Source organism: Acaryochloris thomasi RCC1774 (assembly GCF_003231495.1).
Taxonomy (GTDB): Bacteria; Cyanobacteriota; Cyanobacteriia; order Thermosynechococcales; family Thermosynechococcaceae; genus RCC1774.
The window spans coordinates 191,344-216,032 of record NZ_PQWO01000002.1; the positions used below are offsets into that span (position 1 = coordinate 191,344).

General features: G+C 51.2%; 22 protein-coding genes and 1 tRNA gene. 10 read left to right on the forward strand and 13 right to left on the reverse strand.

The features are described from left to right. Window positions 1-112 precede the first annotated feature (112 nt). Together C1752_RS03805 and C1752_RS03810 are read left to right on the forward strand one after the other, a co-directional pair. A complete protein-coding gene (locus C1752_RS03805) occupies window positions 113-466 on the forward strand; it encodes a DUF1257 domain-containing protein (RefSeq protein ID WP_110984724.1) in 354 nt (117 codons plus the stop codon). A gap of 365 nt (window positions 467-831) precedes the next feature. Next, window positions 832-1,479, forward strand: coding sequence for a Uma2 family endonuclease (locus tag C1752_RS03810; protein ID WP_110984725.1), 648 nt, complete (start codon window positions 832-834; stop codon window positions 1,477-1,479). Between the two features lie 20 nt (window positions 1,480-1,499). Here C1752_RS03810 and gltX read toward each other — a convergent pair whose 3' ends face one another. From gltX to C1752_RS03835, 5 genes are all read right to left on the reverse strand, one after another. Further along, window positions 1,500-2,951 (reverse strand): glutamate--tRNA ligase, encoded by a 1,452-nt coding sequence (gene gltX / locus C1752_RS03815; RefSeq protein WP_110984726.1) that lies wholly within the window; start codon window positions 2,949-2,951, stop codon window positions 1,500-1,502. A 134-nt stretch (window positions 2,952-3,085) separates the two neighbouring features. Beyond that, a tRNA-Asp gene (locus C1752_RS03820) sits at window positions 3,086-3,159 on the reverse strand. An 83-nt stretch (window positions 3,160-3,242) separates the two neighbouring features. Continuing rightward, the gene (locus C1752_RS03825; protein ID WP_110984727.1) at window positions 3,243-3,596 is read right to left on the reverse strand and encodes a hypothetical protein; all 354 of its coding nucleotides are present in this window, start codon (window positions 3,594-3,596) and stop codon (window positions 3,243-3,245) included. A 401-nt stretch (window positions 3,597-3,997) separates the two neighbouring features. Beyond that, on the reverse strand, window positions 3,998-5,044 hold the full coding sequence (locus C1752_RS03830) for an aldo/keto reductase (RefSeq protein ID WP_110984728.1): 1,047 nt from the start codon (window positions 5,042-5,044) through the stop codon (window positions 3,998-4,000). 75 nt (window positions 5,045-5,119) lie between these two features. Further along, complete coding sequence (locus C1752_RS03835; protein ID WP_199464276.1) at window positions 5,120-6,109, reverse strand: phosphotransferase enzyme family protein; 990 nt, start codon at window positions 6,107-6,109, stop codon at window positions 5,120-5,122. A 727-nt stretch (window positions 6,110-6,836) separates the two neighbouring features. Here C1752_RS03835 and pilM point away from each other — a divergent pair. The 4 genes from pilM to C1752_RS03855 all read left to right on the forward strand — a co-directional run bounded on the left by pilM (window position 6,837) and on the right by C1752_RS03855 (window position 11,565). Further along, window positions 6,837-7,922, forward strand: coding sequence for a type IV pilus assembly protein PilM (pilM, locus tag C1752_RS03840; RefSeq protein WP_110984730.1), 1,086 nt, complete (start codon window positions 6,837-6,839; stop codon window positions 7,920-7,922). Window positions 7,923-7,926: 4 nt separating this feature from the next. Next, window positions 7,927-8,700, forward strand: coding sequence for a PilN domain-containing protein (locus C1752_RS03845; RefSeq protein ID WP_110984731.1), 774 nt, complete (start codon window positions 7,927-7,929; stop codon window positions 8,698-8,700). Then, window positions 8,697-9,428 (forward strand): YlbF family regulator, encoded by a 732-nt coding sequence (locus C1752_RS03850; protein WP_110984732.1) that lies wholly within the window; start codon window positions 8,697-8,699, stop codon window positions 9,426-9,428. The genes C1752_RS03845 and C1752_RS03850 overlap by 4 nt, the downstream gene beginning before the upstream one ends. 91 nt (window positions 9,429-9,519) lie before the next feature. Beyond that, window positions 9,520-11,565 (forward strand): secretin GspD/PilQ domain-containing protein, encoded by a 2,046-nt coding sequence (locus C1752_RS03855; RefSeq protein WP_110985057.1) that lies wholly within the window; start codon window positions 9,520-9,522, stop codon window positions 11,563-11,565. A gap of 174 nt (window positions 11,566-11,739) precedes the next feature. On the opposite strand, the gene C1752_RS03860 is transcribed toward C1752_RS03855, so the two are convergent. Continuing rightward, window positions 11,740-12,396 carry an L-threonylcarbamoyladenylate synthase gene (locus C1752_RS03860; protein ID WP_110984733.1) on the reverse strand — a complete coding sequence of 219 codons (657 nt, stop codon included), beginning with the start codon at window positions 12,394-12,396 and terminating at the stop codon, window positions 11,740-11,742. Between the two features lie 23 nt (window positions 12,397-12,419). Between C1752_RS03860 and larC the strand changes: the two genes are divergently transcribed. Then, entirely contained in the window at window positions 12,420-13,664 is a 1,245-nt protein-coding gene (gene larC, locus C1752_RS03865; protein ID WP_110984734.1) for a nickel pincer cofactor biosynthesis protein LarC, read from the forward strand. 94 nt (window positions 13,665-13,758) lie between these two features. Here the strand turns inward: larC and rpmA are convergent, their stop codons facing one another. The 4 genes from rpmA to C1752_RS03885 all read right to left on the reverse strand — a co-directional run bounded on the left by rpmA (window position 13,759) and on the right by C1752_RS03885 (window position 17,485). Then, window positions 13,759-14,028 carry a 50S ribosomal protein L27 gene (gene rpmA, locus C1752_RS03870; protein ID WP_110984735.1) on the reverse strand — a complete coding sequence of 90 codons (270 nt, stop codon included), beginning with the start codon at window positions 14,026-14,028 and terminating at the stop codon, window positions 13,759-13,761. Between the two features lie 55 nt (window positions 14,029-14,083). Continuing rightward, a complete protein-coding gene (rplU, locus tag C1752_RS03875; RefSeq protein WP_110984736.1) occupies window positions 14,084-14,530 on the reverse strand; it encodes a 50S ribosomal protein L21 in 447 nt (148 codons plus the stop codon). Window positions 14,531-14,746: 216 nt separating this feature from the next. Then, on the reverse strand, window positions 14,747-16,024 hold the full coding sequence (locus C1752_RS03880) for an ATP-binding response regulator (protein ID WP_110984737.1): 1,278 nt from the start codon (window positions 16,022-16,024) through the stop codon (window positions 14,747-14,749). Between the two features lie 39 nt (window positions 16,025-16,063). Further along, the gene (locus C1752_RS03885; protein WP_158535008.1) at window positions 16,064-17,485 is read right to left on the reverse strand and encodes a methyl-accepting chemotaxis protein; all 1,422 of its coding nucleotides are present in this window, start codon (window positions 17,483-17,485) and stop codon (window positions 16,064-16,066) included. Between the two features lie 360 nt (window positions 17,486-17,845). On the opposite strand from C1752_RS03885, the gene C1752_RS03890 reads away from it, so the two are divergent. Together C1752_RS03890 and C1752_RS03895 are read left to right on the forward strand one after the other, a co-directional pair. Further along, entirely contained in the window at window positions 17,846-18,730 is an 885-nt protein-coding gene (locus C1752_RS03890; RefSeq protein ID WP_110984739.1) for a hypothetical protein, read from the forward strand. 112 nt (window positions 18,731-18,842) lie between these two features. Continuing rightward, on the forward strand, window positions 18,843-20,360 hold the full coding sequence (locus tag C1752_RS03895) for an ammonium transporter (RefSeq protein WP_158535009.1): 1,518 nt from the start codon (window positions 18,843-18,845) through the stop codon (window positions 20,358-20,360). On the opposite strand, the gene rsfS is transcribed toward C1752_RS03895, so the two are convergent. Together rsfS and yqeK are read right to left on the reverse strand one after the other, a co-directional pair. Further along, a complete protein-coding gene (rsfS, locus tag C1752_RS03900; protein ID WP_110984741.1) occupies window positions 20,357-20,779 on the reverse strand; it encodes a ribosome silencing factor in 423 nt (140 codons plus the stop codon). The genes C1752_RS03895 and rsfS overlap by 4 nt on opposite strands. A gap of 83 nt (window positions 20,780-20,862) precedes the next feature. Continuing rightward, entirely contained in the window at window positions 20,863-21,435 is a 573-nt protein-coding gene (yqeK, locus tag C1752_RS03905) for a bis(5'-nucleosyl)-tetraphosphatase (symmetrical) YqeK (protein ID WP_110984742.1), read from the reverse strand. 353 nt (window positions 21,436-21,788) lie between these two features. On the opposite strand from yqeK, the gene C1752_RS03910 reads away from it, so the two are divergent. Beyond that, window positions 21,789-22,904, forward strand: a complete 1,116-nt coding sequence (locus C1752_RS03910) for a response regulator (protein ID WP_233501319.1) — start codon at window positions 21,789-21,791, stop codon at window positions 22,902-22,904. Window positions 22,905-22,945: 41 nt separating this feature from the next. Here C1752_RS03910 and C1752_RS03915 read toward each other — a convergent pair whose 3' ends face one another. After that, window positions 22,946-24,460, reverse strand: a complete 1,515-nt coding sequence (locus C1752_RS03915) for a COG3650 family protein (protein ID WP_110984743.1) — start codon at window positions 24,458-24,460, stop codon at window positions 22,946-22,948. Between the last annotated feature and the right edge of the window lie 229 nt (window positions 24,461-24,689).

A 24,689-nucleotide genomic window follows, 5' to 3' on the forward strand; every position in this document is an offset into this window, starting at 1 on the left:
AGGAGAAACGGCTAGCACAGCGCTTGCCACATTAACCAGAGATGCTTTCAGTTATCTATCTCTGTATTGAATCAGTTACGTTACCCATCTCAAATTTTCGGAGGAAAATCCCATGTCTCACTTTAGTACGCTTCGCACCAAAATCTCTGACGCTGAGGTGCTCAAGTCCTCTCTCAAGGATTTGGGTATCGCTACCAAGACTGAAGCTGACGTACGCGGCTACAACGGCCAGCGCGTCCGAGCTGACCTAGTCGCAGTTCTCGAAGGCGAATATGATCTCGGCTGGTCTCGCAACACAGATGGTTCTTTTGACCTGATTGCAGATCTCTGGGGCGTTGCAAAGAAGCACAATCAGACTGAGTTAATCAATTCCATCAACCAGAAGTACGCTGTCAACAAAACATTGGCAGAAGTCAAGCGTCCTGGCCTACAGAACGCAAACGTGAAGCTGATGGTTCACAGCTAGCGCACTTAGTACGCTTCCAAACCTGAGGGCTGGCTGTCTTAGCTGGCCCTTTTTTATTATCTGGGGCATCAATACAATCAACAGTTCTCTTGCGTAAATCTGCAAACACTTCTGCGTTGTCCTCCTCAGTCCCCTAATTTGTGGGGGCAGTGTAATAGGTCTGGAAAATCTCAAGAATACCGCTTGTTCAAGTTTCGATGCCTTACCCATAAGTTGTGAAACTCAGTCCCAGCCTATATTCTCCCCCTTTAAAAAAGGAGGCTAGATCCCAGCCTTCGTATGACTTGTCGAAATTGTGTGTAAGGCACAGGTCTAAAGTCGCACGAAACAACAGATACTCAAAGTAATTGCTGGATTCAATCAAGATGACAGTCGTTCTCGCCACACCTCTAAGCCAAATTGAACTCACGCCAGGGAGCGCCATACGCGTTAGTGACGTTTCTTGGAACGCCTATCTTGCTCTTCTCTCTGAGCTAGGAAACAATCGTGCAACTCGAATTGCCTATGACAATGGAGTTCTGGAAATTAGAATGCCAGGTCCACGACATGAAGTGATCAATCGCGTTTTAGCCGCTATTATCTCTGCACTGGCAGAAGAAATGGATTCAGAGTTCAATAGTTTAGGCTCAGTGACTTTGAACCAACAAAAGTTAGCCAAAGGGATAGAACCCGATAGCTGCTTTTATATTCAAAATGCACGGGCAGGGCAAGGCATCGAGACTGATTTATCTTTAGATCCACCGCCAGATTTAGCTCTAGAAGTAGATATTGCGAACCCTTCAGATAGTAAGCTGCCCGTCTATCTCGCCTTAGGGGTGCCAGAAGTCTGGCTGTATCAACAAGAATCTATTGTGATTAAGTGCCTCCAAAACGGTAAGTATGAAGACCTACAAATGAGTCAAGCCTTCCCTAACGTGAGTGCTGTTCAACTGAATCAGTGGCTGCAGCTACGCACCACAGGAACTGACTTAACGGTTATCAGAGCTATCAGGCAGTTTTGTCAGGAGGCTTAAGGCTGGCTTTTTGCGATGGTCTACAACCGGCCTTCGGCTATCGCATCCCGCAAACGCCCTAAATCAGCCTTGCGCTGATGGAGCAATAGCCACGACTCCATGAGATCTGGTCCTTTTAGAGCACCAGTTAATGCTGCTCGAAGTGACTTCATCACTAACCCCTTCTTTACGCCTTGATCCTTGACGACCTGCTTGATAATAGACTGGGCTGCCTCTGCAGAAAACTCTTCGAGAGCAGAGAGCCCGTCGGCAAGGGACTGTAGGGCTGCTGAGACGCCATCTTGCTGGAGCTGTGTCACCGCCTCTTCACTGAAGTCAACGGACTCCACGAACAAAAACTGGCTCATGTCTACGCAGTCTTTCAGTCGCGTCAGGCTGGGACCAATCAGGGCCGTAAGCTGCTCTAGCCAGGGTCGGTCTGCCACTGGATCGAAGGTAAAGCCAGCGGCTTGCCAATAGGGAATTAAGCGATCCACCAGCTCTGCAGCAGGCATGGGGTGTAGGTACTGGCTGTTAATCCAGTCCAACTTATCCCAGTCGAATTTAGCGCCTGCTTTGTTGACGCGCTCAAAGCTAAACTGCTCAGCAGCGTCTTTTAGTGAGAACAGCTCCTGTGTCGCGTCTGGGGGCGACCACCCGAGTAGGGTCATGTAGTTGGCAAGAGCTTCAGCCGTAAACCCCATGTCTTGGAAGTCAGAAATCGAGGTCACGCCGTCCCGCTTGGAGAGCTTTCGGCCCTCTGGATTGAGAATCAGGGGCGTATGAGAAAAGACGGGGACTGTGCCCCCAAGGGCTTCGTAAAGCAAAATCTGCTTCGCAGTATTTGCAATGTGGTCTTCTCCGCGAATCACGTGAGAGATTTTCATATCCAGGTCATCGACGACCACCGCGAGATTATAGAGCGGCTGGCCAATCTCACCGCTGGCGTTGGCGCGGGCAATCACCATATCGCCGCCGAGGTCGCTGCCTTTCCAGTTCATGGGGCCGCGCACGAGGTCGGTCCAGGCAATGTGGCCATCGTCGTCAATCTTGAATCGAATGACCGGCTGTCGCCCTTCGGCAATGAAGGCGTCCTCTTGCTCCTTGGAGAGGTCACGATGACGGTTGTCATAGCGGGGCGCTTCTTTGCGAGCTTTCTGGCCTTCACGCAGCCCATCAAGCTCTTCTGGGGTTGTATAGCAGCGATAGGCTAAGCCCTGGTCGAGCAGCTTTTGAATAGCCTGGTGGTATTGATCAATGCGCTCAGACTGAAAGATGGGGCCTTCGTCCCAGTTGAGGCCCAGCCAGCTAAGACCGTCGAGGATATTTTGGGTGTATTGGGGTTGCGATCGCACCTCGTCAGTATCTTCAATCCGCAGAATGAACTGACCCTGGTGATGGCGGGCAAACAGCCAGTTGAACACCGCTGTTCGGGCGGTGCCGATGTGCAAATTTCCGGTGGGGCTAGGGGCGATGCGGACTCGAACGGTCACGTTAACTCTCTCATTAAAATGCAGGAACTATCCTTGACTCTAAAGGGCTAGCCTAAAGTTGGTCAACGATATGACACAACAACCTCTGGGGCTGTGTGTAGTTTGCTTATGTAAACTTCTGGAAGCGATAAAAACGGGACTGACGGGATTCGAACCCGCAACTTCCGCCGTGACAGGGCGGTGCTCTAACCAGTTGAACTACAGTCCCCTATTCAGGGCAACCTTCATTGTGCAAATAGAAAGGAAATTTGTCAAACAATTAGTCGTTGACGGGACACCACGGTCAGTGGTTCAGTGGACCCGCTGGGCTAAAAGCTGCTCTTCTAGAACCGCAATGCGATTATAGGCGGCCGTCAATTGGGCGGTTAGCCTTTGAATCTGAACTTCTGGCGTCAGTGGCTTGTCACCACCGTGACGGTCAATGTCAAAGGACTGGGAGTCTAGCAACACATCCTTGTGACTCAGTTCGGCTTCTGAAGCTGTGACTCTCTTGCTGGGTTGGGCAGCTAAAGGAGTCGTCCCTTTATGGTCTTCGGCTTGAGTTAAGAGAACGGTGGTTAGCTTGAGATTTAGCTCTTCAACGACCTGCTGTAGGGCATCAATTTTTGTGTTCACAACCGTAAGTTGCTGCGGATGTGCTTCCATCTGGAGGCCCTCACATTATTTTACTGCTTCCATATTAAGGACATCACTTAGTAAAAGGGGGCGATTTTTCTGCAGGGATTATGAATAAAAACGGAAGTTTTGAAGGTCGCAGATCGGCCTTGATATTTCTCTTTAGAGAGACCAGAGAATTCTCTATAGGTGGAAGCCCTGCTCTCATTTGTTTTCAAGAAAACTATCTTGAATTAAAGACGGGTACTGCAGATTCTTCGAGGTTAGTTGACGATCGAGAATAGTCACAATTCTTAGGAGAAATGTGAGTGCTAGTAGGGATGCGATCGCAACAGCCAAAACAAAACTTCATCTTATGCAGCACACGTATTGAGCAGCACATAAAAATGCCTGAAACACATCTTTGCTAGGGAAGGGTTGCCCTAACTCAGCTAGGTACTGCTCTCTCGAGCGCTAGTTCCCGATTTCTTGAGTGACTTCAACGTTCCGCCGAATGCCAAGTCTTGCACCCTTGAGCTACGGAGCAAATCATGGGGAAACCCGAGTGAAACTTGGCTCACTTGATTGAGCTGCTGGATATGCTTGGGAGCCAGCGTAAAGGCCAAGCAGCCTAGATTATCTAGCAGCTGTTCTGGATTCCGTGCCCCAAGAATAGGAATGATGCCGCTGGGCTGCTGCCGAATCCAGTTGAGGGCAACTTGAGCTGGAGAGCGGTCAATCTCCGCCGCGATCTGGAGAACAAGGGCCGCAATATCTAAGTCTCGTTGTTCAATCTTAACTAAGGCGTCAGGATCGCTGAGGCGGCCAGTAGTAGGCGTTTCCTGGTTGTATTTTCCCGTCAATACTCCGCCGCCCAGAGGACTCCAAGCCGTGATGCCCAGGTGCATGGCTGCAGCCATCGGCAAGAGTTCTCGATCCGGCGTCCGCTGCCTAAGTGAGTATTCAATCTGGAGACCAATAAAAGAGGTCCAGCCCCGCAGGCTAGCTAAGGTGTTGGCTTGGGCAATCACCCAGGCGGGGGTATCTGAGACCCCGATGTAAAGGACTTTCCCGGCGCTCACGAGATCGTCGAAGGCGCGCATGACTTCTGCGACGGGGGTGGTAAAGTCCCAGGCATGGAGCCATAGAATATCGAGGTAGTCGAGCTGTAGGCGTTTGAGGCTGGCTTCGACGGCCTGCACCATATTTTTGCGGTGATTGCCGCCGGTATTGATGTCTCCTGCGGTGTTGAATGTGTATTTTGTGGCGACAACCCAGTGATCTCGTTCTTTTGCCACCAACTGACCGACATATTGTTCGCTGGTGCCGTTGGTGTATAAATTCGCCGTATCAATAAAATTGCCGCCCGCTTCGGCAAAGATCTCAAACATCTGCTGGCAGGTCTCAAAGTCTGCACCCCGGCCTTGGCCAAAGGTCATCGTGCCGAGACACAGCTCAGAGACCCGTAACCCACTGTTGCCCAAAAGCTGATACTGCATGGCCCTAATGGAACGATGTATATATACGCTTATACTCTATACCTTGATCTCTGAGTCCGTAGATGGATAAAGGGTTTAGAATAGCTGCCAGTCTTGGGAGCTGAGCAGCTTGAGCTGAGCGAGTCGGTGGGAAAAATAGCTAGAACTAAGCTGGCTGAAATTGTGGATTTTTGCATGGGTCAAACTAATCGCCCACATCCAAATATGGGCAGTTTGGGTGAAGGCCTGCAGGCCATTCAGCTCTTCTGGCGTAACGGTTTGCACCGTTTGATATCCCTCTAAGAATGCGTCTCGGGCTTTGCGATGCATGCCGGTTCGCAGAGATGTTTGCAGAAACTTGGCAATCTCAAAAGCCCGCCAGCCGTAACCACACTGATCAAAGTCGAACAGGGTAACGTGGTTATCTTCGGTGAAGTGAGCGTTGCCGCTGTGGGGGTCGCCCCAGCAAATACTCCAGTAGGGCTGCTCCTGGGGCATATCCTGAAGCTGAGTTTTGATCTCTTCGATGATGTCGACAAGATAGGTGAGGTCAGAGTTGCGATCGCACAAAAAAGGCGAAATAATCTCAAGAGAGTCATCCAGCAAATAATCCAAGGTTAGAGGCTGACGCTGAGAACGGGGCTGAAAATCGGTCGCCACTTGATGAATCTTGGCCACCGTTTCTCCCAACGTATAGCCCTGATCTTGATCCAAATCGCCCTGGGCAATCTGACCCGGTGCATAGCCAAATAGAGCTGCATATCGCAAACCCTCAGGTGCTTGAATTTCGATACACAGATCTCCTGCTTTGGTAACCAACGGCGAAGCCACTGGAATATGATGCGATCGCAGAAAAACAAGCAGCTCAAGTTCAAAATCGATCTCAGCTTTAGAGCGCCAGTGTGTATGGGAAATGCGCAATACATAGTGAGCCGTTGGCGTCTCAATCAGATAGACATCGCTGAGGCCACGATGCCAGAGCTGACAACTGGTTGCCTCCTCCACACTGTAGGCAGGCATTACCCTGTGCAAAATGGCATTGCAAGCAAGCGTTGAATACGTGACCGGAAATATATGTTCAGCCATATTTTGAAACCCTCCCCTTGCCGCTGAACGATTCCGCAGTGGCATATTCCTTGGAATAGATTCGCTGGGGCATTGAGTATCCGAAACTAGATTAGAAAGCCACTCGATTTCAGCAGCTACCTTTGCTAAGCGTCCTTCTACTCTGAGCTAGCTTTGGGATCGAGAATGTAGCTGTTATTACCAGGCAAGTAAGTCATGTTTATAAATTCTCATTGAGTTGTATCACCTGAGTACGCCGATCAACCATCCACGACCTGCCCCGGAAATCAGTTCTATCGTGAGCACAACTGAGCTTAGGATTAGTCCATTTTGTCGCCCCCTATTGTGTAGTGGCATCGACGCGGAAGCTGCTCTAAATGGCTCTGAAATCTAGTTCTGACTCGCTGCACTTACCCCTAAGTTGCCCAGAAAATTATCGAGATGTGGGCTTAGCGATTGTGCCACTTATGTAACTGCCCATTTATGAGTGAGTCGTCTCTATCAACCCATTTATTGCTTGATCATTAAGCGAATGAATATGGGTACTATTCCAATAGGCGCACTTCCACTACGCAGTATTTTGATACTGTGTTCGGAAACATCGCTAGGCTCAATCCCCAACACAAGTTGAGAAAAGCTTTCTCTTAGTTTTCTTGAAGCGTGTCAGGGAGATCCTTCGAAGGGTTTATCGCCCCATTCGACAAACTGATTTATCAATATTCTTCCTAGCAAGCAAAGCGGGCAAGCTGTGGCATTAACAAGTCTGTTCTCAAAACCGAAACAGGGGTTAGGGATTGAACTGACACCTGACAAAGTCAACTTAGTTCAACTCCGAAAGCAAAAGCAAGGTACAAAAGTGAGTGCATTTGCTTCTCTCGATTTGCCTGAAGGGGCATTCCAAGATGGTCAAATCCACGACCCAGATTTGATCGCAGATACGATTCGTCAGGGATTAGAGACCCACAAAATCAAGGCCAAGCATGCCTCTAGTGCGGTCCCCGTCGGTGAATCTGTCATTCGTTTAATTCGCCTTCCGGCAGAACTAGATGAAGCAGAGCTTCAAGATATGGTGCTCAACCAAGAAGCTGCTCTATATCTGCCGTTCCCACGAGAAGAGGCTGACGTTGACTTTCAGCGGCTAGGGACCGAAATTGACGATGACGGGATTGAGCGAGTTGAAGTGTTGCTCGTCGCTACGCCCAAGACAGTCACAGAGAATTATCTCAGCGTTTTTCAGCAAGCGGGTTTGCAGCTTAAGGTTCTAGAAGTCAGTAGCTTCTCTTTAATTCGTACCTTACGCAATCAGCTCCTGCAGTTTGTCACCGGTGAGGCCGTTGCGCTCGTCAACTTCGATGTTGACGGCACCGAAATTAGCATTGTTATGGACGGTGTGCCTCAGTTCAATCGCAAAGTGCCCATTGGTACCCATCACCTCGAGAGTGCGCTGAGTCGTGCCATGAATTTACCCAGCTCAATGGGAGGGGATCTGCTTCAAGGAATGACGGTCCCCATTGATAGCGGCATGGAAGAGACCTCTGCAAATCCTAGTGCGGCGGCCATGCTGCGGATGCTGGGTGACTTGTCTGATGAACTCCGGCGCTCCATCGATTTCTACTTAAATCAAGGAGAAAACTTGGATATTTCCCAAGTCTTTCTGGCTGGTGCAGGCGCTAGCCTCGGGCAAATAGATGAATTCCTGACCCAGCGCCTTGGTTTGACCACCACATTAGTAGATCCCGTAGAATCTCTAGGGATTCAAGGATTTGAAGATGTTCCTCCACCTCAGCGGCCCTCGTTGGGTGTTGTGATGGGCTTAGGATTACGAGAGGCATAATCCCATGTATTCGATTGAAATTAACTTACTCAACGATCGCCCTGAATATAGTCAGGAAGTCGTGGCTTCACGGGGTGCCGGCTCTGGTGATAGCAAGGTACCGCTTTTATTAGGCGTTGCTGCTGCCGGTAGTGCTTTAGGCTTAGTGCTGGTCTCCTTCGGGATTTTGTCTTTCTTGAATCAGCAACAGACCGCCAAGGAAGAGTCCTTAGATGCTCAGTTGGCTCAACTGTCGCCTCAGGTCAAAGAAGTAGAGGCTCTGCAGGCCCAGAAAAAAATAGTTGAAGATGAAACAGCTGCATTGGCAACAATTTTCAACCAAATTAAGCCTTGGTCGGCAATGCTGCAGGACTTGAGCGATCGCGTTCCACCGACCCTGCAAATCACCAAAATTGAGCAGACGGGAGGGGCGGCTGCACCTGCCGGTAACCAGCCCAACAATGCGGCGAATGCAGATCCAAATGCAGCACCACCGCCACCGCCTGCGAACGGCCTCAAGCTGACTGGTAACGCCATCTCTTTTGGAGACGTCAATGATTTCGTACTGACGCTCCGCAAATCTCCTTTCTTAGAAGATGAGAAGACTCAGTTAACGACCTCAGAGCGTGAACAGAACAGCAACAACGCTGGAGGTGTTGAGCTGGTCAAGCATGAAGTCGAAACTGAAATTAATGCAGTACCTGCCTCTGAACTACTGCAGGCGCTCAACACCACTGGTGCATCCGGGCTAGTGACCAGAATTAATTTGCTGAAGCAAAAAGGAGTGATTCAACCATGACAGTCACTGGCGGATTTCCATCCGAAAACGACTTCGGACCATCCTATCCCACCGCTTTTGGGATTACTTTTACACCGACGATCCAGGGACTCCTAGTTGCTGTGGCAGGTATTGGCCTTGCGGGTTACCTCGGTAGTCTATTGATTGGTCCGGCCATCGGCGAGTTTCAAGAGGTCAGCCAACAGGTTGAAGAAAAGGAACTGGCCCTGCAGCAGAGCGCAGAAACGGCTCGCAGAGTGAATGAAATTGTTGCAAGTCTCAACGAAGCTAAGGCCGAGAATGCTGAAGTCAGAGGGTTGTTCTCTTCTCAGCAGGCACTTGATACGCTGCTACTCGACCTCAATCAGCTGATTGTGGGTACAAATGCCCAGCTTCTCAAATTTACGCCAGAATATGCTCAATCTGGAGTGATAACCGATAGCTCAGTTGGGGAACCCTTAAATAACAAGCTCAAGCGCTCCGTCACCTCAGTTTCATTCGAGGGCAACTTTAACCAAACGCTGACTGTTATGCAGGCGATTGATAAGTTACAGACGGTGTTGGTTGTTCGAGATTTATCAGTCGAGCTACCCGGCAATAACCAGTCTGAGTTAGGCGCGCCCAACAATCTTGTCAAGTCCACATTTAAGCTCTATGCCTATGTGCCTTTGACACCAGAAGAGGCGGCAGCGGCAGCTCAGGCGGCAGCGGAAGCTCAGGCTGCCCAGCAGGCAGAGCAGCAGAAGTAAGAGTTTAATGCTGGTGTTATTTAACGCTGGCAGACAAAATCAAGAGTTTTTAATTAATCAGCATTCAATTATTACTGAACAGGAGTCTAGGGTGAACGGTTATAAAGGACGCTACGGAGCCATTTTGGGCTGCACAGTTGCAGCGTTAGGGGCTATTAGCCAGCCAGCAATGGCGGCGGAGACAGAAATCACTGGCGTGCAGTTGAATCCAACTTCGGGTGGTTTTCAGCTAGTACTGAACACGCAGGGCAACCAGCGCCCTCCAGTCTTTACGGTCAACCGAGGCAACAGTTCCGTTGCTGACATCAACAACACACAGCTTCGCTTACCAGAAGGTGGCGAGTTCCAAGAGACTGATTCCAACGTTCTACCTGAAGGAATCACTGGTGTTTCGGTTCGCCAACTTGATAGCAACACTATTCGCATTCAGGTTGATGGCGTTAATGCCGCACCGGTTGCTGATATCGTTCGCCGCGATGGCAGTAAAGGCTTACTGGTCATGCAGTTTGAACCTAGTGCTGCTGCCTCTAGCGGTGCCACGACGTCGAGTCAAGCATCTAGTGGTTCTCGGCCTAGCTCCACACCACCATTCCGACAGCGGGCGAGTGCGCCACCTATTGGTGATGTAGCCGTTGCGCCTGTTAATGTAGACCCCGATCGGATTGAGCTGGGTAGTGGTCGGGTTATTCCTAAGCTTCTGCTCCGGGATGCGCCTGTGCGTGAGGTTGTCACACTGCTGGGCCGTGCTGCGGGTGTTAATGTTGCCTTTGCTGAAGACGGTGAAGAGGGGGCTGGTTCTACTGTTTCTCTTGATATTGAGAACGAGTCTGTTGATGATGTCTTTAACTACGTGATTCGCTTGGCGGGTTTGCAGGCTAATCGAGTCGGACAGACGGTATTTGTGGGTACAGAACTCCCTGGAGCAGCTCAGAATCGAGTGGTTCGCAACGTTCGATTGAACCAGATGAAAGCTACTGCGATTGTTGAAACGGTCAAAACCTTAGAAACGAATGTGACAACTGGTGGAGATGCCGGATCTAGCGGTGACGACGGTGGGTCTTCCAGCTTGGGAGGTACTGCTATTGGACGAGCGACAGATATTGATGAAACGGTTGAGGGCAGAGGTGCTAAAGAGATCTTAGAGTCCTATGGTGCCAATGAGAGCGGAGACGCTGTTACTACGCTGCTCAGGGGGCTATCTGCTGTTGCTGATTCTCGGACGAATACAGTTACTCTCATTGGAACGCCACGTCAGGTTGAAGTTGCGACATCTTTACTCACGCAGCTTGATGTTCGCCAACGTCAAGTTGCCGTCAAGGTGACATTCATTGATGTGGATCTAGATAAGAGTAAAATTTCGAATGCTGACATTAGTTTCCAGGCAAATGATGGTTTGGGCATCGGGGTCATTGACCCGGCTGGAGGTACCAATGTAGGTCTAGGGATTGAATTGGGAAATGCTGTTGATGCTGTGACTGGTGGTCTAGGTGGCTCAATTTTGGGGCTAACCAATAACTTCCTTGCCAGTATCTTTGTCCAAATCCGCAATGAGAATGCGAAGATTCTGACGAATCCGACCCTTTTGATTCAAGAAGGGAGTGCGGCTCAGGTTAACCTTACGGAGCAGGTCTTCTCTGGGACTGTTACGAGGGTTAGCAACGTTGATCGTGCCTCTGGCGCAGGATCGACGGCAGAAAGTAGTGAACCCAATATTCAAAATGCTGGAGTTATTATGAATGTCGAGGTTGATCGAATTGACGATAATGGCTTTGTGACACTGAGTGTGACGCCAGAAGTGAGTTCAGTTAACCCTGATAATTCTTTCAATGACGGTACCGCAGTGGGGCAACTTCTATCTCAGCGCCGCGTAGAGTCGGGTAAGATTCGGCTGCGTGATGGTCAGACGTTAGTTATGGCGGGTATCATCCAAGACGAGGACCGCGCTTCTGTTAGTAAGGTACCCATTTTAGGTGATATCCCACTACTGGGGCGATTGTTCCGCAGCTCTAGCAATTCTCGTCGCCGAAGTGAGTTGGTGGTCATGGTGACGCCTCAGATCTTGAATGATTCTGATCAATCTACCTATGGCTACAACTTTCAGCCCGGCCCAGATGCCGCAGAATTTCTGAGACGCTAATCTCGAGATGCCTATCAGTTCATAGACCCAATATTGCCTTTTGCACCCTTTCTAAATAGAGAGGGTGCATTTCTGATATTCAAGTCTCTTAAAGCTAAAATCTCCAGATTTGATTGAGGAACAACAAAGCTATGGACAGCTCTATTCTTCGCTGTTCTCTCTAGCTTTCACCAGCTAGACCATCGCAAACTGAGCTGCGACTTCATCCCAGCCTAAGCCTTCTCGAATGACAGTGGGTTCAGAGCCACACAGATCCAAAATGGTGGAGCAAAGTTCTGCAGGCTCCTGGCCATTATCGACAATTAAGTCAACGTGCTTATCTAAGCAGTCAAAAAGCTCTGCCTGCGATAAGCCCTGAAAAGTGTCTGATGAGCCGCCCAGTGCTTCAGGCAAGTGCGCCGAGGTTGAAATCACGGGCGTCTCCAGAGAAGATAGAATCGCCTGACACACTGGATGCTCGGGTACCCGAATTCCGGTTGTTTTGCGTTTGGGATTTTGCACGAGCTTGGGCACGAGCTTCGTTGCTGGGAGAATAAAGGTATAAGGACCGGGTACTAGACGCCGCATAATTCGATAGGCCGGGTCTTGAACGTAGGCGTATTGGGCAATATTTGACAGAGACGAACACAAGAACGTGAGCGGTTTGTCGTTAGAAATCTGCTTGAGCTGCCGCACGCGCTGCAGTGCCGCTTTAGAATTGAGATCGCAGCCGATTGCGTAGACCGTATCTGTGGGGTAGAGCATGACGGCTCCTGACAGTAGCGCGTCTCGAATTTGGTCAATGATGCGCGTCTGTGGGTCGTCTGGATGCACCGTATAAATCTGAGCCATGCCCTTCACTTTGCCTTAACTGTATGCCCAAGCTAGCCTACCTTGATTGCCCGACAGGGATTGCAGGCAATATGTGCCTAGGTGCCCTGATCGATGCTGGTGTTCCCCCTACCTATTTGCAAGATCAGTTGGCATTGCTTGGGATTAATCAGGAGTATCAGTTGCGAGTCGAGTCCGTGAATCATCAGGGGCAGCGAGCTACTCAGGTTCGGGTGAACCTGATCGCAGAGAAGTCCTCTGTTAATAATGATCCCACAGAGAATAAACGCCATCAACTGGGACATCGGCATTTGCCCACGATTGAAAAACTGATTAAACAGGCGCAACTTCCCACCAGGCCGACTCAGTGGAGCTTAGAGATTTTCCGTAATTTGGCGGTGGCTGAGGGGGCGGTCCACGGCATTCCTCCGGAGCAGGTTCACTTTCATGAAGTGGGGGCAACAGATGCCATTGTTGATATTGTAGGCACCTGTCTGGGACTAAATTGGCTGGGCATTGACCAGCTCTATTGCTCGGCTCTGCCGACGGGGGGCGGAATGGTTAAGGCTGCTCATGGGATATTATCAGTACCGGTGCCTGCAGTGCTCAAGCTTTGGGAACAGCGTCAGGTGCCGGTGTACCACAATGGAATTGATCGAGAGCTGGTGACGCCGACGGGGGTTGCGATCGCAACAACCCTCGTTCAAACCTTTGGTCCCCCTCCTGCTATGACGCTGCAGCAGATTGGCCTAGGGGCAGGCACCCATCAGCTTCCGATCCCGAACATCCTGCGTCTTTGGATTGGTGAAGCCGTTGGCTCTCCCGATGCAGCCGATGTTCCAGAGCTAGAGACTGTTATTGTTCTCGAGACTCAAATCGACGATCTTAACCCCCAAGCCATTGGTTACACCTACGATCGCTTGTTTGAAGTGGGGGCACTGGACGTTTTTACCCAGGCGATTGGCATGAAAAAATCTCGTCCCGGCATATTGTTGACGGTCATCTGCCATCCTGAGGCCGTGGATGGCTGTGAAACCATTCTTTTTCAGGAAACCAGTACCCTGGGAATTCGGCGATCGCAACAGCAGCGTCATGCTCTAGCACGCGAAATCCGAACCATCGAAACGCCCCATGGTCCCGTACGCATTAAAGTTGCGTGGCATCAAGGCCGGGTTATTAATGCACAGCCAGAGTACGAAGACTGTGCTCGTCTAGCCCAGCAGCAAGAGCGTCCCTGGCAAGAAATTCATCAGAGTGCGATCCAGAGTTGGCAACAGCAAGCCACCTGATCATTCCATCCTGTCGTGGCATTTGCCCCCTAAAGCAAAAGAGCCGCACCGCAGCTCTTTGCTTCAATCTATTTCAATGTCAGAAACGCGAACGCTATGCTGTTGCTGTCTCAGGCGCATAAACGCTTACTTTCTTGCCTGAGCGACCTTTGCGCTCAAAGGTGACCACGCCATCGGTCAAGGCATAGAGTGTGTAGTCGTTACCGCAGCCGACATTATTGCCGGGGTGATACTTGGTACCCCGCTGACGGATGAGAATATTACCTGCTTTGACCGCCTGACCGCCGTAGCGCTTGACGCCTAAGCGCTGCGCATTGGAGTCGCGTCCATTTCTTGTACTGCCGGTACCTTTCTTATGAGCCATATCAACCTCAAGACATCAATACGTTATTGCTGGACTGCTATAGAACAATGAGGTTCTATGCTTCTGTGGGGGCCTCTTCCTTCTTGGCCTTTGCTTTTTTGGCGGGAGCCTTCTCTGAAGCCTCTTCTTCCACTTTAGCTGATTTAGCGGGTGCTTTCTTCTTGGCCTCACCGCCCACGGCGCTGCCGTTCATCTGAATGGAGTCCACCATAAACCGCGTCAGTTCCTGACGGTGACCGCGCTTTTTGCGGGTCTTCTTTTTGGGCTGCATTTTATACACAATGATCTTGCGATCGCGCATGTGTCTCAAAACAGTCACTTCAACCGTAGCTCCCTTTACGAGGGGCTGTCCCACAGAGACCTCTGTGCCATCGTGCACCAACAGCACTTTATCGATGGACATCTTTGCATCAACATCGTGGTGGAGACGATTGACGTCATAAAAACGACCGGGTTCAACCCAGAGCTGCGTCCCGCCAATTTCAACAATCGCGTATGCCATTAACTTAATTTTGCCTCTATCTATTCGCCGTACAGGTTCCTGGCTTTAGCTTCAACAGGATTCTAACCACCTGGTCCGAACGATAACAAGTGTGCCAGTCTAACATCATCCTAGATCCTCCATCAGCCTGTCAAGTCTCTATTTTTCGAAAGAGTGGTTGATTCTCGACTCAGATGTTTAAGCTGACGACCAATGATTTGAGATCAAGTCTGTCGCTTAGGATTTAGCGATCAGGGTTTGTAGTGTTTCTAAGAATTGAGCCTGGTCGTAGGGCTTCGAGAAGTAGGCATTGGCGCCTAGGGTGCTCGATAGCTGACGATGCTCTTCTCCTGAATGGGTGCTGAGCATCACCACGGGTAGAGTGGTCATCTTCGGATCGCGGCGACAGTGACTGAGAAAGTCAAATCCGTTCATCTGGGGCATCTCAACATCGCAAATTACGAGCCGAACCTCTTGATGTTTCTGCAGTTGCTCCAGCGCTTCAGTGCCATGCTGAGCCTGCAGTACCCTGTAGCCTATACCCTCTAAGGTAATGGTTAAGATATGGCGCAATGTGTGCGAGTCATCTACCACTAACACCACTGGCTCTGCGTCTCGGGCTGCTGCGGGCGGTGCCGTTTCCTCAGTTCGAGGTGCCGTAGGCAGCCGCAGCTTTTGATCGAGGAGCAGCGCAATATTGATCACTGGCGCGGCTCGATCATCTGAACGGATGGTATAGCCATGACAGTAGCTCGGGGCACGAAGCCGAGAAGCGTAGGGAATGATTTTTAGCTCTGATTCAGTGACGAGCAACTTGATGTCGATATCCAGCGCGAGTCTGTTCGAACCCTGCTGGATTACCAAAATAGTGCCCGATCTCAAGGTCGTCCCGCGCGCGCTGCTTAACCCGATCTCTGGAAAAGGCTGGGCGGTGGAGGGCTGGATGAGCTGATAAAGGGGAATGAGCTGATCGCGCCAGCGCAGACTCTTGCCTAAGCCCGTTTGCACCAACTGCTCGGGTTTAGATATTAAGATCTCGACGACTTGATGAGAGGGAAGTACAAAAATACTGCCGTCCATCTGCCAAAGGAACAGATTGGCCGTGGGCAGTCTCTGCTCTAGGATTAGCTCCGAGCTGATCTCCGTCGGTCCCGGCCTGGAAGGGGAGGGGGCTGGTGCCGCTTGAATTCTGGTAGCTGCAGGCAGCGGGGCTGTGGCTTCCTGGGTTTGCAAAAGCTCTAGCCGATAAATCGCCCGGAATCCCTCTAGGGCAAGCTGGGCAATCATGGAATGGTTGTCGGGGGCCGCTCGCATCAGCAGCACCGTTGTCTGGGCGAGAGAAACTAAGCCCTCAATCTCTAGAACCTCACCCCAGCTCAATAGAGCGGCGACTTGGGTTTTCAATGCCGTCGCAAATTCAGGGGTTTCAGGCGTGGCCAGCAGCGCTTCTAGTCGCTTCAGGGTCTGGGCAATATCGCTATCAAAAATCGACTGGATCCGGTATGCGTTGCTCATGGTCTCATCCTCCGGGCCAGATAGCTAGGGGTCATTTATTTAACCTTCTTGAGCGAGGGTCGGCAACTGCTCAATCGACTCGGCCAGCAGAGCGGCTTGCTCCGTAATTTGGCTTGTCAGGGTCGCGACTTCCACCATCGTTTGGCTGGCGGTTGTGGAGGTCTGAGTTTGCTGGGTTGCGGTTTCTAGGGCTTGCTCAGAGACCGTTTCTAGCTGCTGTGACAGCATGACAATCTGGCTGAGCTGCTGCTGGGCCACAACCATTAAAGGCTTGCCTGAGCTGGCTTGCTGCTGGCCCAGAGTCATCTTGGCTGCGGCTGTCTGAACATCGGTTTTCAGATCGATTAGGAGTGAATCGACTTCTGTAATGCCTTCATCAAGCTGCCGGACTAGGGCGTGGAGGCCTTCGCCGATGTTAGCAAATCCTTCGCCCGCCTCACCGATGCGGGCGGCCTCTAGAGCTGCGTTCATGGCCTTTAACTTGATGTTGGAGGAGAGATTGCCGATATGGTTCAGCAGCTGGTCGAGCCGCTCCATGGGCTGGTTTAAGTTCTGAACTTTGGTAGCGGCCTCAATGAGTGAGACCCACATGGAGGCGTGGTGATCTTTAATTTGCGTCACCGTTTGTTCTCCGACTTGAGCGGCCTGGCTGACGGACTGCCCGTGCTGAATATATTGGTGTACGCTCGATAGCGTTTCTTGGGCCGTGTGGGTTAATTCAGTGAGGTGACGATAGACGGTATCGACGGATTTGGTTTGATCAAAGGCTGTGGTCGATAGATTCTGAACGGTCAGGCGGCTGGTCTCTGCGAGTTGAACAACAGCGTCAGAGAGAGCCGGGGGAGGGGCTTCGTCAGAGACGATATCGGAGTCAGGCGAGGCTGTGGATGTTCGATTGACGGTAAGGGCCTGTTGCGATCGCACCTTCAAGCTATGCACTGCGATCAGGTTCAGATTTGATTCTAAAACCGTGAGTTCATCTTCACCTTTTTCGGGTGCAGAGAGCTGTTCTCCTCGTCCTAACTGCTGGACGACGCGGTTTGTGGTCAGCGTCGCCAGCCGCAGGGGTCGCATTGATCGATAGGCTAAGAGGGTTGCGATCGCACCTGCCATCACCGCAACGGCACCGGTCCCTGTATAGAGCGCTGACTGTTGTTTCTTCAAAACGGCTTGCGCTTGAACTGTGTCCGATGAAGCAACCTGACTCAATTGCTGATAGCCTGTCGTTGCAATGGCACCAACCACAAGGGTGGGTAAGACACTGATAGCCAGTGCACTGAAGATAATTTTGTACTTGAAACTCAGTCTGCCGAGAGGCCCATGGGTCCTTTGATTGAGGCTGCTGGACGAGCGGCCAGAAAGTGCCGCTTCCCGGCGTGGATTAGCAATATCAGCCACAATCTGCAGCGATGGGGTCTCAGATTGATTATTGGGCTCAGAAGACGAAGATAGCTGACGCATATCGAGCTGCATTAAATATTAATCGAACGGAACGACCGCTATCCCAAAAACAGCCGCTTTTATCGGGATAAAGCATCAAATATTATGAAGCTATACCAAACATGATTAACTCATCCCCCCGTATTCTGCCAGCCACTGCTTGGCGTAGACAGAAAACGTCATGAGCGATATTTCTTACGGAATTACCAAGATATCCAAAGCATAAAACCGTATCTGCAGATTAACACAGGAACATAGTGAAAGAAACAGGTTATAAGCTATGTTTCAAGGCGACGAGACAGAGTAGGATGTGAAAACGGATAGTCTATTGCGATACACAGGTCCAAGGGGGAGGATCTGAATCTTTAGGACACAGTATTGATGGATCAAGAACAGGCGCATGACTCGCGTTCAGCTTTGCTGCAGCGTTGGCTCGATGTATTACATCGCTGGGAAGAAAAGCGATCACAGTACCAAATTGAACTCGATAAAACTACTGATGTTGCCCAGCAAGAAGAGTTAAGGCAAGGTATCGAGTCCTGCGAGCAGGTTATTCAGACAAGCCAAGGATTGATTCAGGCCCTCAGCGATCGATACCCACAGTCCTCTGTTTCCGGTATCGAACCCCCCACTGAATCATGGCTGCTACCGAGTGTCTCTACATCTACGCCCGCTCCGTCATCAGAATTGCCTGTCTCTCCTCCCGCGGCTTTTCCGGGCCTTGCCCTGCCTGCACCTGCCTCCCTGATAGAGGCTCAGACTCTACGACCAGCCAGTGAAGAGGCCGCAACCGCAACGAATTCCCTATCTATTCAGCCGTGGCAGATGCCCCCGCCTGTGACGGCTCACCCGCCCTCAATGGCCAAACGTCTGCTGAAGATCGGTCTACCTTTGCTGATTCTGGTGGCTGGTGGGTTGGCGATATTTCGGCCTAAAAACGTTTGTAAATTAGCGCCCAACGGTGCCTACAACAGTGCAGGCTTGGCTCTATGGGTGGAGCAAGCCTTGGCCGAAAGTGAGTATGCCGAGAGTGCTCGCACGGTCTCCATTGCTCAGTTCGGATGCACCATTATTCTGAAAGGGACAGTACCCAGCGTCGAAGTTAAGCACAATGTGGGTGCTCTAGCTGAGGGGGTCAAGCTGCCGAGTCAAGCGCCCCTCGATCAGATCAAGCGTGCTTTAGGAATGGATGCTGCAGAGGTCTGGCCGGTTAAGGGGGTGGTGTCGGAATTGAAGGTTGAACGTGCGCCCGATATTGAACCCTGAATGGCCGACATTGAGAGGATGGCGTAGAAGTGCATCCTTGACTTTTGCAGGTGCGTTCGCTCATTCCATATTTAAATATTTATCCCCGACAATCAATATGTTGAGACCTCAAGTGAGTCACCCTCTATTCCGCTACCGTTACTGGGCTATCGCATTTTTGACGCTGCTGCTTTGTTGTCTCGGCACGCTAGATGCTGACCGGCTGGCCGCCATTGCTCAAGAGCCGGGATTCGCTCAGCGTTTGCGATCGCTTGAGATCGCTCAACAGACCTATCAGGTTAACTTAAATACGGTTTGGGTCTTGCTGACGGGTGCGCTCGTTTTCTTCATGAACGCGGGATTTGCAATTTTAGAATCTGGACTTTGCCGGAGTAAGAATTCAATTAGTTTGCTGGCCAAGAACCTCATCATATTTTGCTTTTCCACCGTTGCTTTTTGGGCGATTGGCTTTGGCATTATGTTCGGAGACGGCAACGACTGGATTGGGTTGACCGGCTCTTTTTTGCAAAGCCCTGCAGAGAACAGCCCGACGGTCGGCCTCAACTATCGCGGAGCCTTCGATTCCCTTAGCGATGCTCAACTGCCTCTGAGCGCCAAGTTCTTCTTTCAGCTTACCTTTGCTGGCGTTGCAGCCACAATCGTTTCGGGTATTGTGGCGGAGCGGGTCAAGTTTTCGGCCTTTCTCATTTTTGCCTCGTTTCTGGTCAGCTTCTCTTACCCGATCACGGGCCACTGGGTCTGGGGGAACGGCTGGCTCGCCAAGCTAGGATTTTGGGACTTTGCGGGTTCCACGGTTGTTCATGCTGTCGGGGGCTGTGCCGGCTTTGTCGGCACACTGATGTTAGGTCCCCGAGTCGGAAAATACAAAGAGATTTCGCAGGCGGAATTTGATGTCTTGCCCCCTCGGATTAAGATGTTGCCCTGGTTTCGAGAAGCTGATGAGTCCCTCAAGCAAATTTTGCCAGTACCGGCACAAAACTTAGGGTTTGCCACCTTAGGATGCTTCATTCTCTGGCTGGGTTGGTTTGGCTTCAATGCGGGTTCAACCCTAGAGGCCAACGGGGGGGCAGTCGCCCATATTGTTGTCAATACAATGATGGCTGGAGCTGCAGGCGGTCTAGGCGCCATGCTGACCAGCGCACTTTACCTCTCAAAGCCCAGTCTAGCTTTTATGATTAACGGCATCTTGGGAGGGTGCGTGAGCATTACTGCGGGTTGTGCCTATGTCGCAATTGAGTTCGCAGCCATTATTGGATTTTGTGGTGGCATTATCACGATCCTAACGATGGTTTGGCTTGACAGGCTCTGTGTTGACGATCCGGTTGGGGGTATACCGGTTCACCTGTGTGGCGGAGTTTGGGGCACTTTGGCGGTGGGACTTTTTAGTGAGGGGCCTTTGGCCTATCCTGAATACGGTATTACGGAAGGGCCAGGGCTGGGATTATTACTGGGGGGTGGATTTGCGTCCTTCGGTGCTCAGTGTCTGGGTGTTGTGGCCATCTGCGGATTTACTCTGTTATCTAGCTGGATTGCCTGGAGCCTAGTGGCTAAGCTGCTCAATAATACGCTCCGGGTCTCAATGACTCAGGAACTGAAGGGGCTAGATGATGCCTTTGATGATCCGCTCTAGAGTGTTTGGCCGGCGCTAGATTCGGTCGATAGAGTAATGTTGAGCCGCTCAGCATGGCCCCAAAATGCCTCGAGGTCATAATAGTCTCGCTGCTCTGGCATCAGAATGTGGGCAATGACATCGCCGTAGTCCAGCACAATCCAGGTGGCCTCTGACTGGCCTTCTTTGCGTAGGGGTTGGCGCTGACACTGCTCTTCTGCTGCATGCCCCATGGCGGTTGCGATCGCACGGACCTGTGTCCGCGAGAAGCCAGTCACAATCACAAAGTAATCGGCTAAAAAGGAGACTTCATCCACCTTCAGAATTTGAATATCTCCGCCTTTGCGATCGTCAGCCGCTTGGGCAATCACCACGGCGAGCAACTGACTGACGTCGGCTGAGGCCTGAATTGACGAAACTGAAGGTTGATTCGGTGACAAATTATGCTCCTTGGCTTTCTTCTTACACTGTAGTCCAGAGTTTAAAATCTGACTGTCAAGATTGGTGACCCGCTAGCCATTGGCTATTCTGTGGTTTGCTGTAGCGCCCAATTGCGCGTCAGCACCATCTGGGGATGGACAAGCTGTTTGTTCTTGAGTAGTCGTCGCAGTTTGCGATCGCAAAGTAATGCTACAGCCCGATGTAAATTGTTCTGGCTCACCTCTCGAATCTCTTTGAGCTTGGGATGGTCGCCTCGTCCTGGCTCAGTGCCGTCGGCTAGAAAGATCACGCAGCTTAACGGACTCATGTCCGGCGAGCCGAGGGTGTGATTTGCGATCGCATCAAGCACCTCAAGATCTTGAACCCGAAACTGTTCGCGGGCCACAATTGCTCCCACTGGACCGTGCAGCAAATGGGGATTTTCTTCAACGATCGGATCAAGGCTGAGGGCCTCTGCTCGAGCCATTCTTAGCAGTCGTGCTGCCTTGAAATATTTTGCTAAATCATGAAGCAGCCCCGCTTGTCCCGCCTTCATTGGATCAAGATCATGCCTTTGTGCCAAGCTCACGGCTGTTTCCTCGACGCGTAAAATATGATTAACGCGAGGCTTGGGTACGTGATCAGCCAGCCAATTCAGTACAACTGTTCGATTCATGTCATCCTCTTCGTTATCGCCCGCTCACTTCCTCGCGGCCCATTTCATTAAACGTTGAATACGGGTGTTGGGAGAGACTTAAAATGCTGCTGAGTCTCATCCCTTTTGATAAAGCTGCCCCACTGCCCGTATAAATACTTAGAGATCTGCTACACCAATCTTAGATTTATTAAGAAATTAAGTATTTTTACGCATATGCGTAAAGACTCTAGCTGTCCATCCTAAGAACATAAGAATAATAGAGAAGGCTCTCTTTCATCATTGTTAATGCTGGGGGACATCCACCCAGAGGTTAGGTTCTCTGACCTCAGAGCATTTTTCTCTCTATGACGTATTCTCTGAGTCTATAGTCAATGCCTGCTCAACAAAATACACCTTTGGTTTCCCCCGCGAAGGCTTTGCAAAAAGTCATTGCCGAACAGCGATCGGGTCGCCTGCAGATTCAAGACATTAATGATCCCTCCATCGGCTGGCGCGTTTATTTCGGCGCTGGACAAATTCATTTTGCCGAAAGCACGATGGGCTGTGGCGATCGTCTGCGGTATATTCTGCGTAAGCACTCACTGGGCTTAGAAGGGCTCCCCACCCCTGCCGACGCGACTTCTGATTATCCGCTTCTATGTCAGTACTGGCAGGCCCATAATCTGCCCCTCAACAATTTTCGTAAGCTCCTAGCGATCTGTACCCAAGAAGCCCTGATTCAATTCTTGGCGATTGCCCAGAGCCACATTGCCTTTGAAGCCACTATTGGTCTTGATCCACTGCTGCTGTCGGTGCCGTTTCGGCAATTGATTTTGCCGGTCCGTGATCATATTGGCCAGTGGGCGCAGATCCGAGCTGATCTCACCTCCCCTTTTCAACGCATTTTTATCCACGACCGTGAGCAGTTTCTTAAATTCGTGTGGCAAGAAGCCGAAAAATGGCAGCAGCTTCAGGGCATTAGTCACGACCCTGCAGAAGCAACTTGCCTCTATGACCTTGCCCACCAGCTCGGTATCGATGTTCTCGAGCTAGCTGCCGGTCTCCAGCCCCTCTGTCGCAGCGGCGTACTGGGTGTTCAGCCCTATCAGGTGATTACACAAGAAGCGCAGCCCGTGATTGCCTGCGTTGACGACAGCGCCACGATCCAGCAGTTTGTCAAACTCTCCCTAGAGTCGTCTGGGTATGAAGTGCTATCGCTGCAGGACCCCACTGAGGCCATTCCTCACCTAGTTGAGCGTCAGCCGCTCGTGATTTTAATGGACATTGAGATGCCTAAAATTGACGGCTATGAGCTTTGTCGCATGGTTCGTCAAGTGGATGAACTCAAAGAGGTGCCCGTGGTCATGCTCACGGGACGCGACGGCATTATTGACCGCGTACGCGCTCGAATGTCCGGCTGCACAGCTTACTTAACCAAGCCTTTCAATCCCCAGGATTTGCTGGCGCAGGTGCAAAAACTGGCGACTGAGCCTGTGGTTAGCGTCTAGTTTCTCTGTTTGTTCAGAGACTCGATGGGTGGTCTTCAGATTTAGGGGCGCGCTGGTGCAATGTCGCGCATTGTTCCCTCATCATTGGGCTCATCGGCTTGATCACTCAGCAGTGCGGTGCCAGAAACTCGGCTGGGGCTGAAGTCCTCCGCCGAAGATAACTGCGGATACTGCTTCCCGGTATACCGCAGCATTTGGTATTTCGAATTACCCGATGCATCCACATCAGTAAAGACGAGATCGCTCCAGCCCCAGGTTTTGCTATCGTTCACAATCACTGGGGGAGCTACCAGTGATTGCTTTGTCAGCAATCTGTAGCTTGAGGGCTGGGTCTCAAAAATCAGGAGTGGGCAGCGCTGCCCCTCGCAGAAAGAAGAGTTCTCCAGATAGGCAAATATCTCGTCTTTGCCGTCGCTGTTGAGGTCGGCACGATTATAGACATACCGAAAGGTTTGAGAGGTTTGCTCTTGTTCAGAAAACTGGGCTAGAATCGCTTGCTCCAGCGCTTGATCAGGGGTCGTCTCGGGCGCAATGTTTTTAACGACGCCTGTTGCTGCGGCTGCTGTCGGATCTGTGTTGCGCCGGACTCGGCGCTCTGTTGGGCCAAAGTAAAGCTGTCCCTGACTCACGAGCTGCCCGTTCAATAGGGGACCATTATCAGAGAGTTGGCAAGCGGCGCTGCCTGATGCCCGCGTTTGACAGACCATCTGTAGCTGGTAAGAAGTTGGTTCTACGCGACCGTAGTTGTAGGTTGCTAGCAGATACTTGTATCCACTTTTACCTACGTACAGCCTGGACTGGTCGTCGATGGCCCATTGATAGCCATCTAGATTTAGGCTGCGGCCACTGGCCTGTGTTAACTGCAATATGCCGATTTGTGCGCCTTGGGCGAGTGTTGCTTTGCGATCCGTTGTGGTGTCAGGTTCGCGTACGTTGATGTCAAAGGCGATTCTGTTTTCAGTGTTGGTGTCGGCATCAAAGCTGAGGGTCCAGCCTGCCGTCGGCTGAGCTGCAAAGCGCGGTTCTGCTTTGGCTGCTGGGGCGAGGGCTGGAGATGCCGAAGGGGCTAGGACTGATTCCTGTACGAGGGTTTGACCGTTTTGGGTAATCCGTAACTCTTGGTCGTTAATACTGTAGATTCCTGCCTCAGTAATGGCGCTGTAGCCGCGACCGTTTCGATAGGCCGGTAGGGTGATGTCATTGATGACCTGGTTCGTGCCGGGTTTGGGAATGCCGTGATAGTAAGGGTCGCCCTCTGCCGTGCGACAAATGGCAACTGCATGATTTTGGGTTTCATACCAAGCCACCTGAATGGTGGGCTCACCAATCGTAGCTTCTGCTTTGTCAGGGCAGTTTGCCTCTCCCTTCGCATCCGTTCTCTGTTGGGCAACAATCGGGTTCGCTGCTGGCCTCTGAGCTTTTAAGTCCTGCCGGGGGAGGGCTGTGTCTGGGCCGCTGGGCGGTGTCTCTGTGGCGATGGCCCCTCCGGCAGATAAAAGCAGTAACGATAGGGTTACCTGTGTGTTGCGCCGCCATTTTGAAGAGAGTCTTGCCATATCGTCACCTTGAACCTGATGTACGGGTTGCTCCTGCTGAGCCGATGCCTCAGTGTACTGCCCTAAGTTAAAGCACGTGCACCTTAGAATATAGCGGTACGCGTATTGATTAGGACATCAACACGGTTGAAAGTCATGTCCGCTGAAGAAAGGCTGTCCTAACTCAGCCGAGTACTGCTATACGAAGCAAATTCGATTCAGGCAACCTGACGCAGGCCGGTGAAATAAG

Bases quoted from the DNA above. Each gene is read 5' to 3' on its own strand.
- C1752_RS03805 (WP_110984724.1), top strand. From the start codon at position 113: ATGTCTCACTTTAGTACGCTTCGCACCAAAATCTCTGACGCTGAGGTG.
- C1752_RS03810 (WP_110984725.1), top strand. From the start codon at position 832: ATGACAGTCGTTCTCGCCACACCTCTAAGCCAAATTGAACTCACGCCA.
- C1752_RS03825 (WP_110984727.1), bottom strand. From the start codon at position 3,596: ATGGAAGCACATCCGCAGCAACTTACGGTTGTGAACACAAAAATTGAT.
- C1752_RS03830 (WP_110984728.1), bottom strand. From the start codon at position 5,044: ATGCAGTATCAGCTTTTGGGCAACAGTGGGTTACGGGTCTCTGAGCTG.
- C1752_RS03835 (WP_199464276.1), bottom strand. From the start codon at position 6,109: ATGGCTGAACATATATTTCCGGTCACGTATTCAACGCTTGCTTGCAAT.
- C1752_RS03845 (WP_110984731.1), top strand. From the start codon at position 7,927: ATGTATTCGATTGAAATTAACTTACTCAACGATCGCCCTGAATATAGT.
- C1752_RS03850 (WP_110984732.1), top strand. From the start codon at position 8,697: ATGACAGTCACTGGCGGATTTCCATCCGAAAACGACTTCGGACCATCC.
- C1752_RS03860 (WP_110984733.1), bottom strand. From the start codon at position 12,396: ATGGCTCAGATTTATACGGTGCATCCAGACGACCCACAGACGCGCATC.
- larC (WP_110984734.1), top strand. From the start codon at position 12,420: ATGCCCAAGCTAGCCTACCTTGATTGCCCGACAGGGATTGCAGGCAAT.
- rpmA (WP_110984735.1), bottom strand. From the start codon at position 14,028: ATGGCTCATAAGAAAGGTACCGGCAGTACAAGAAATGGACGCGACTCC.
- rplU (WP_110984736.1), bottom strand. From the start codon at position 14,530: ATGGCATACGCGATTGTTGAAATTGGCGGGACGCAGCTCTGGGTTGAA.
- C1752_RS03880 (WP_110984737.1), bottom strand. From the start codon at position 16,024: ATGAGCAACGCATACCGGATCCAGTCGATTTTTGATAGCGATATTGCC.
- C1752_RS03885 (WP_158535008.1), bottom strand. From the start codon at position 17,485: ATGCGTCAGCTATCTTCGTCTTCTGAGCCCAATAATCAATCTGAGACC.
- C1752_RS03890 (WP_110984739.1), top strand. From the start codon at position 17,846: ATGGATCAAGAACAGGCGCATGACTCGCGTTCAGCTTTGCTGCAGCGT.
- yqeK (WP_110984742.1), bottom strand. From the start codon at position 21,435: ATGAATCGAACAGTTGTACTGAATTGGCTGGCTGATCACGTACCCAAG.
- C1752_RS03910 (WP_233501319.1), top strand. From the start codon at position 21,789: ATGCCTGCTCAACAAAATACACCTTTGGTTTCCCCCGCGAAGGCTTTG.
- C1752_RS03915 (WP_110984743.1), bottom strand. From the start codon at position 24,460: ATGGCAAGACTCTCTTCAAAATGGCGGCGCAACACACAGGTAACCCTA.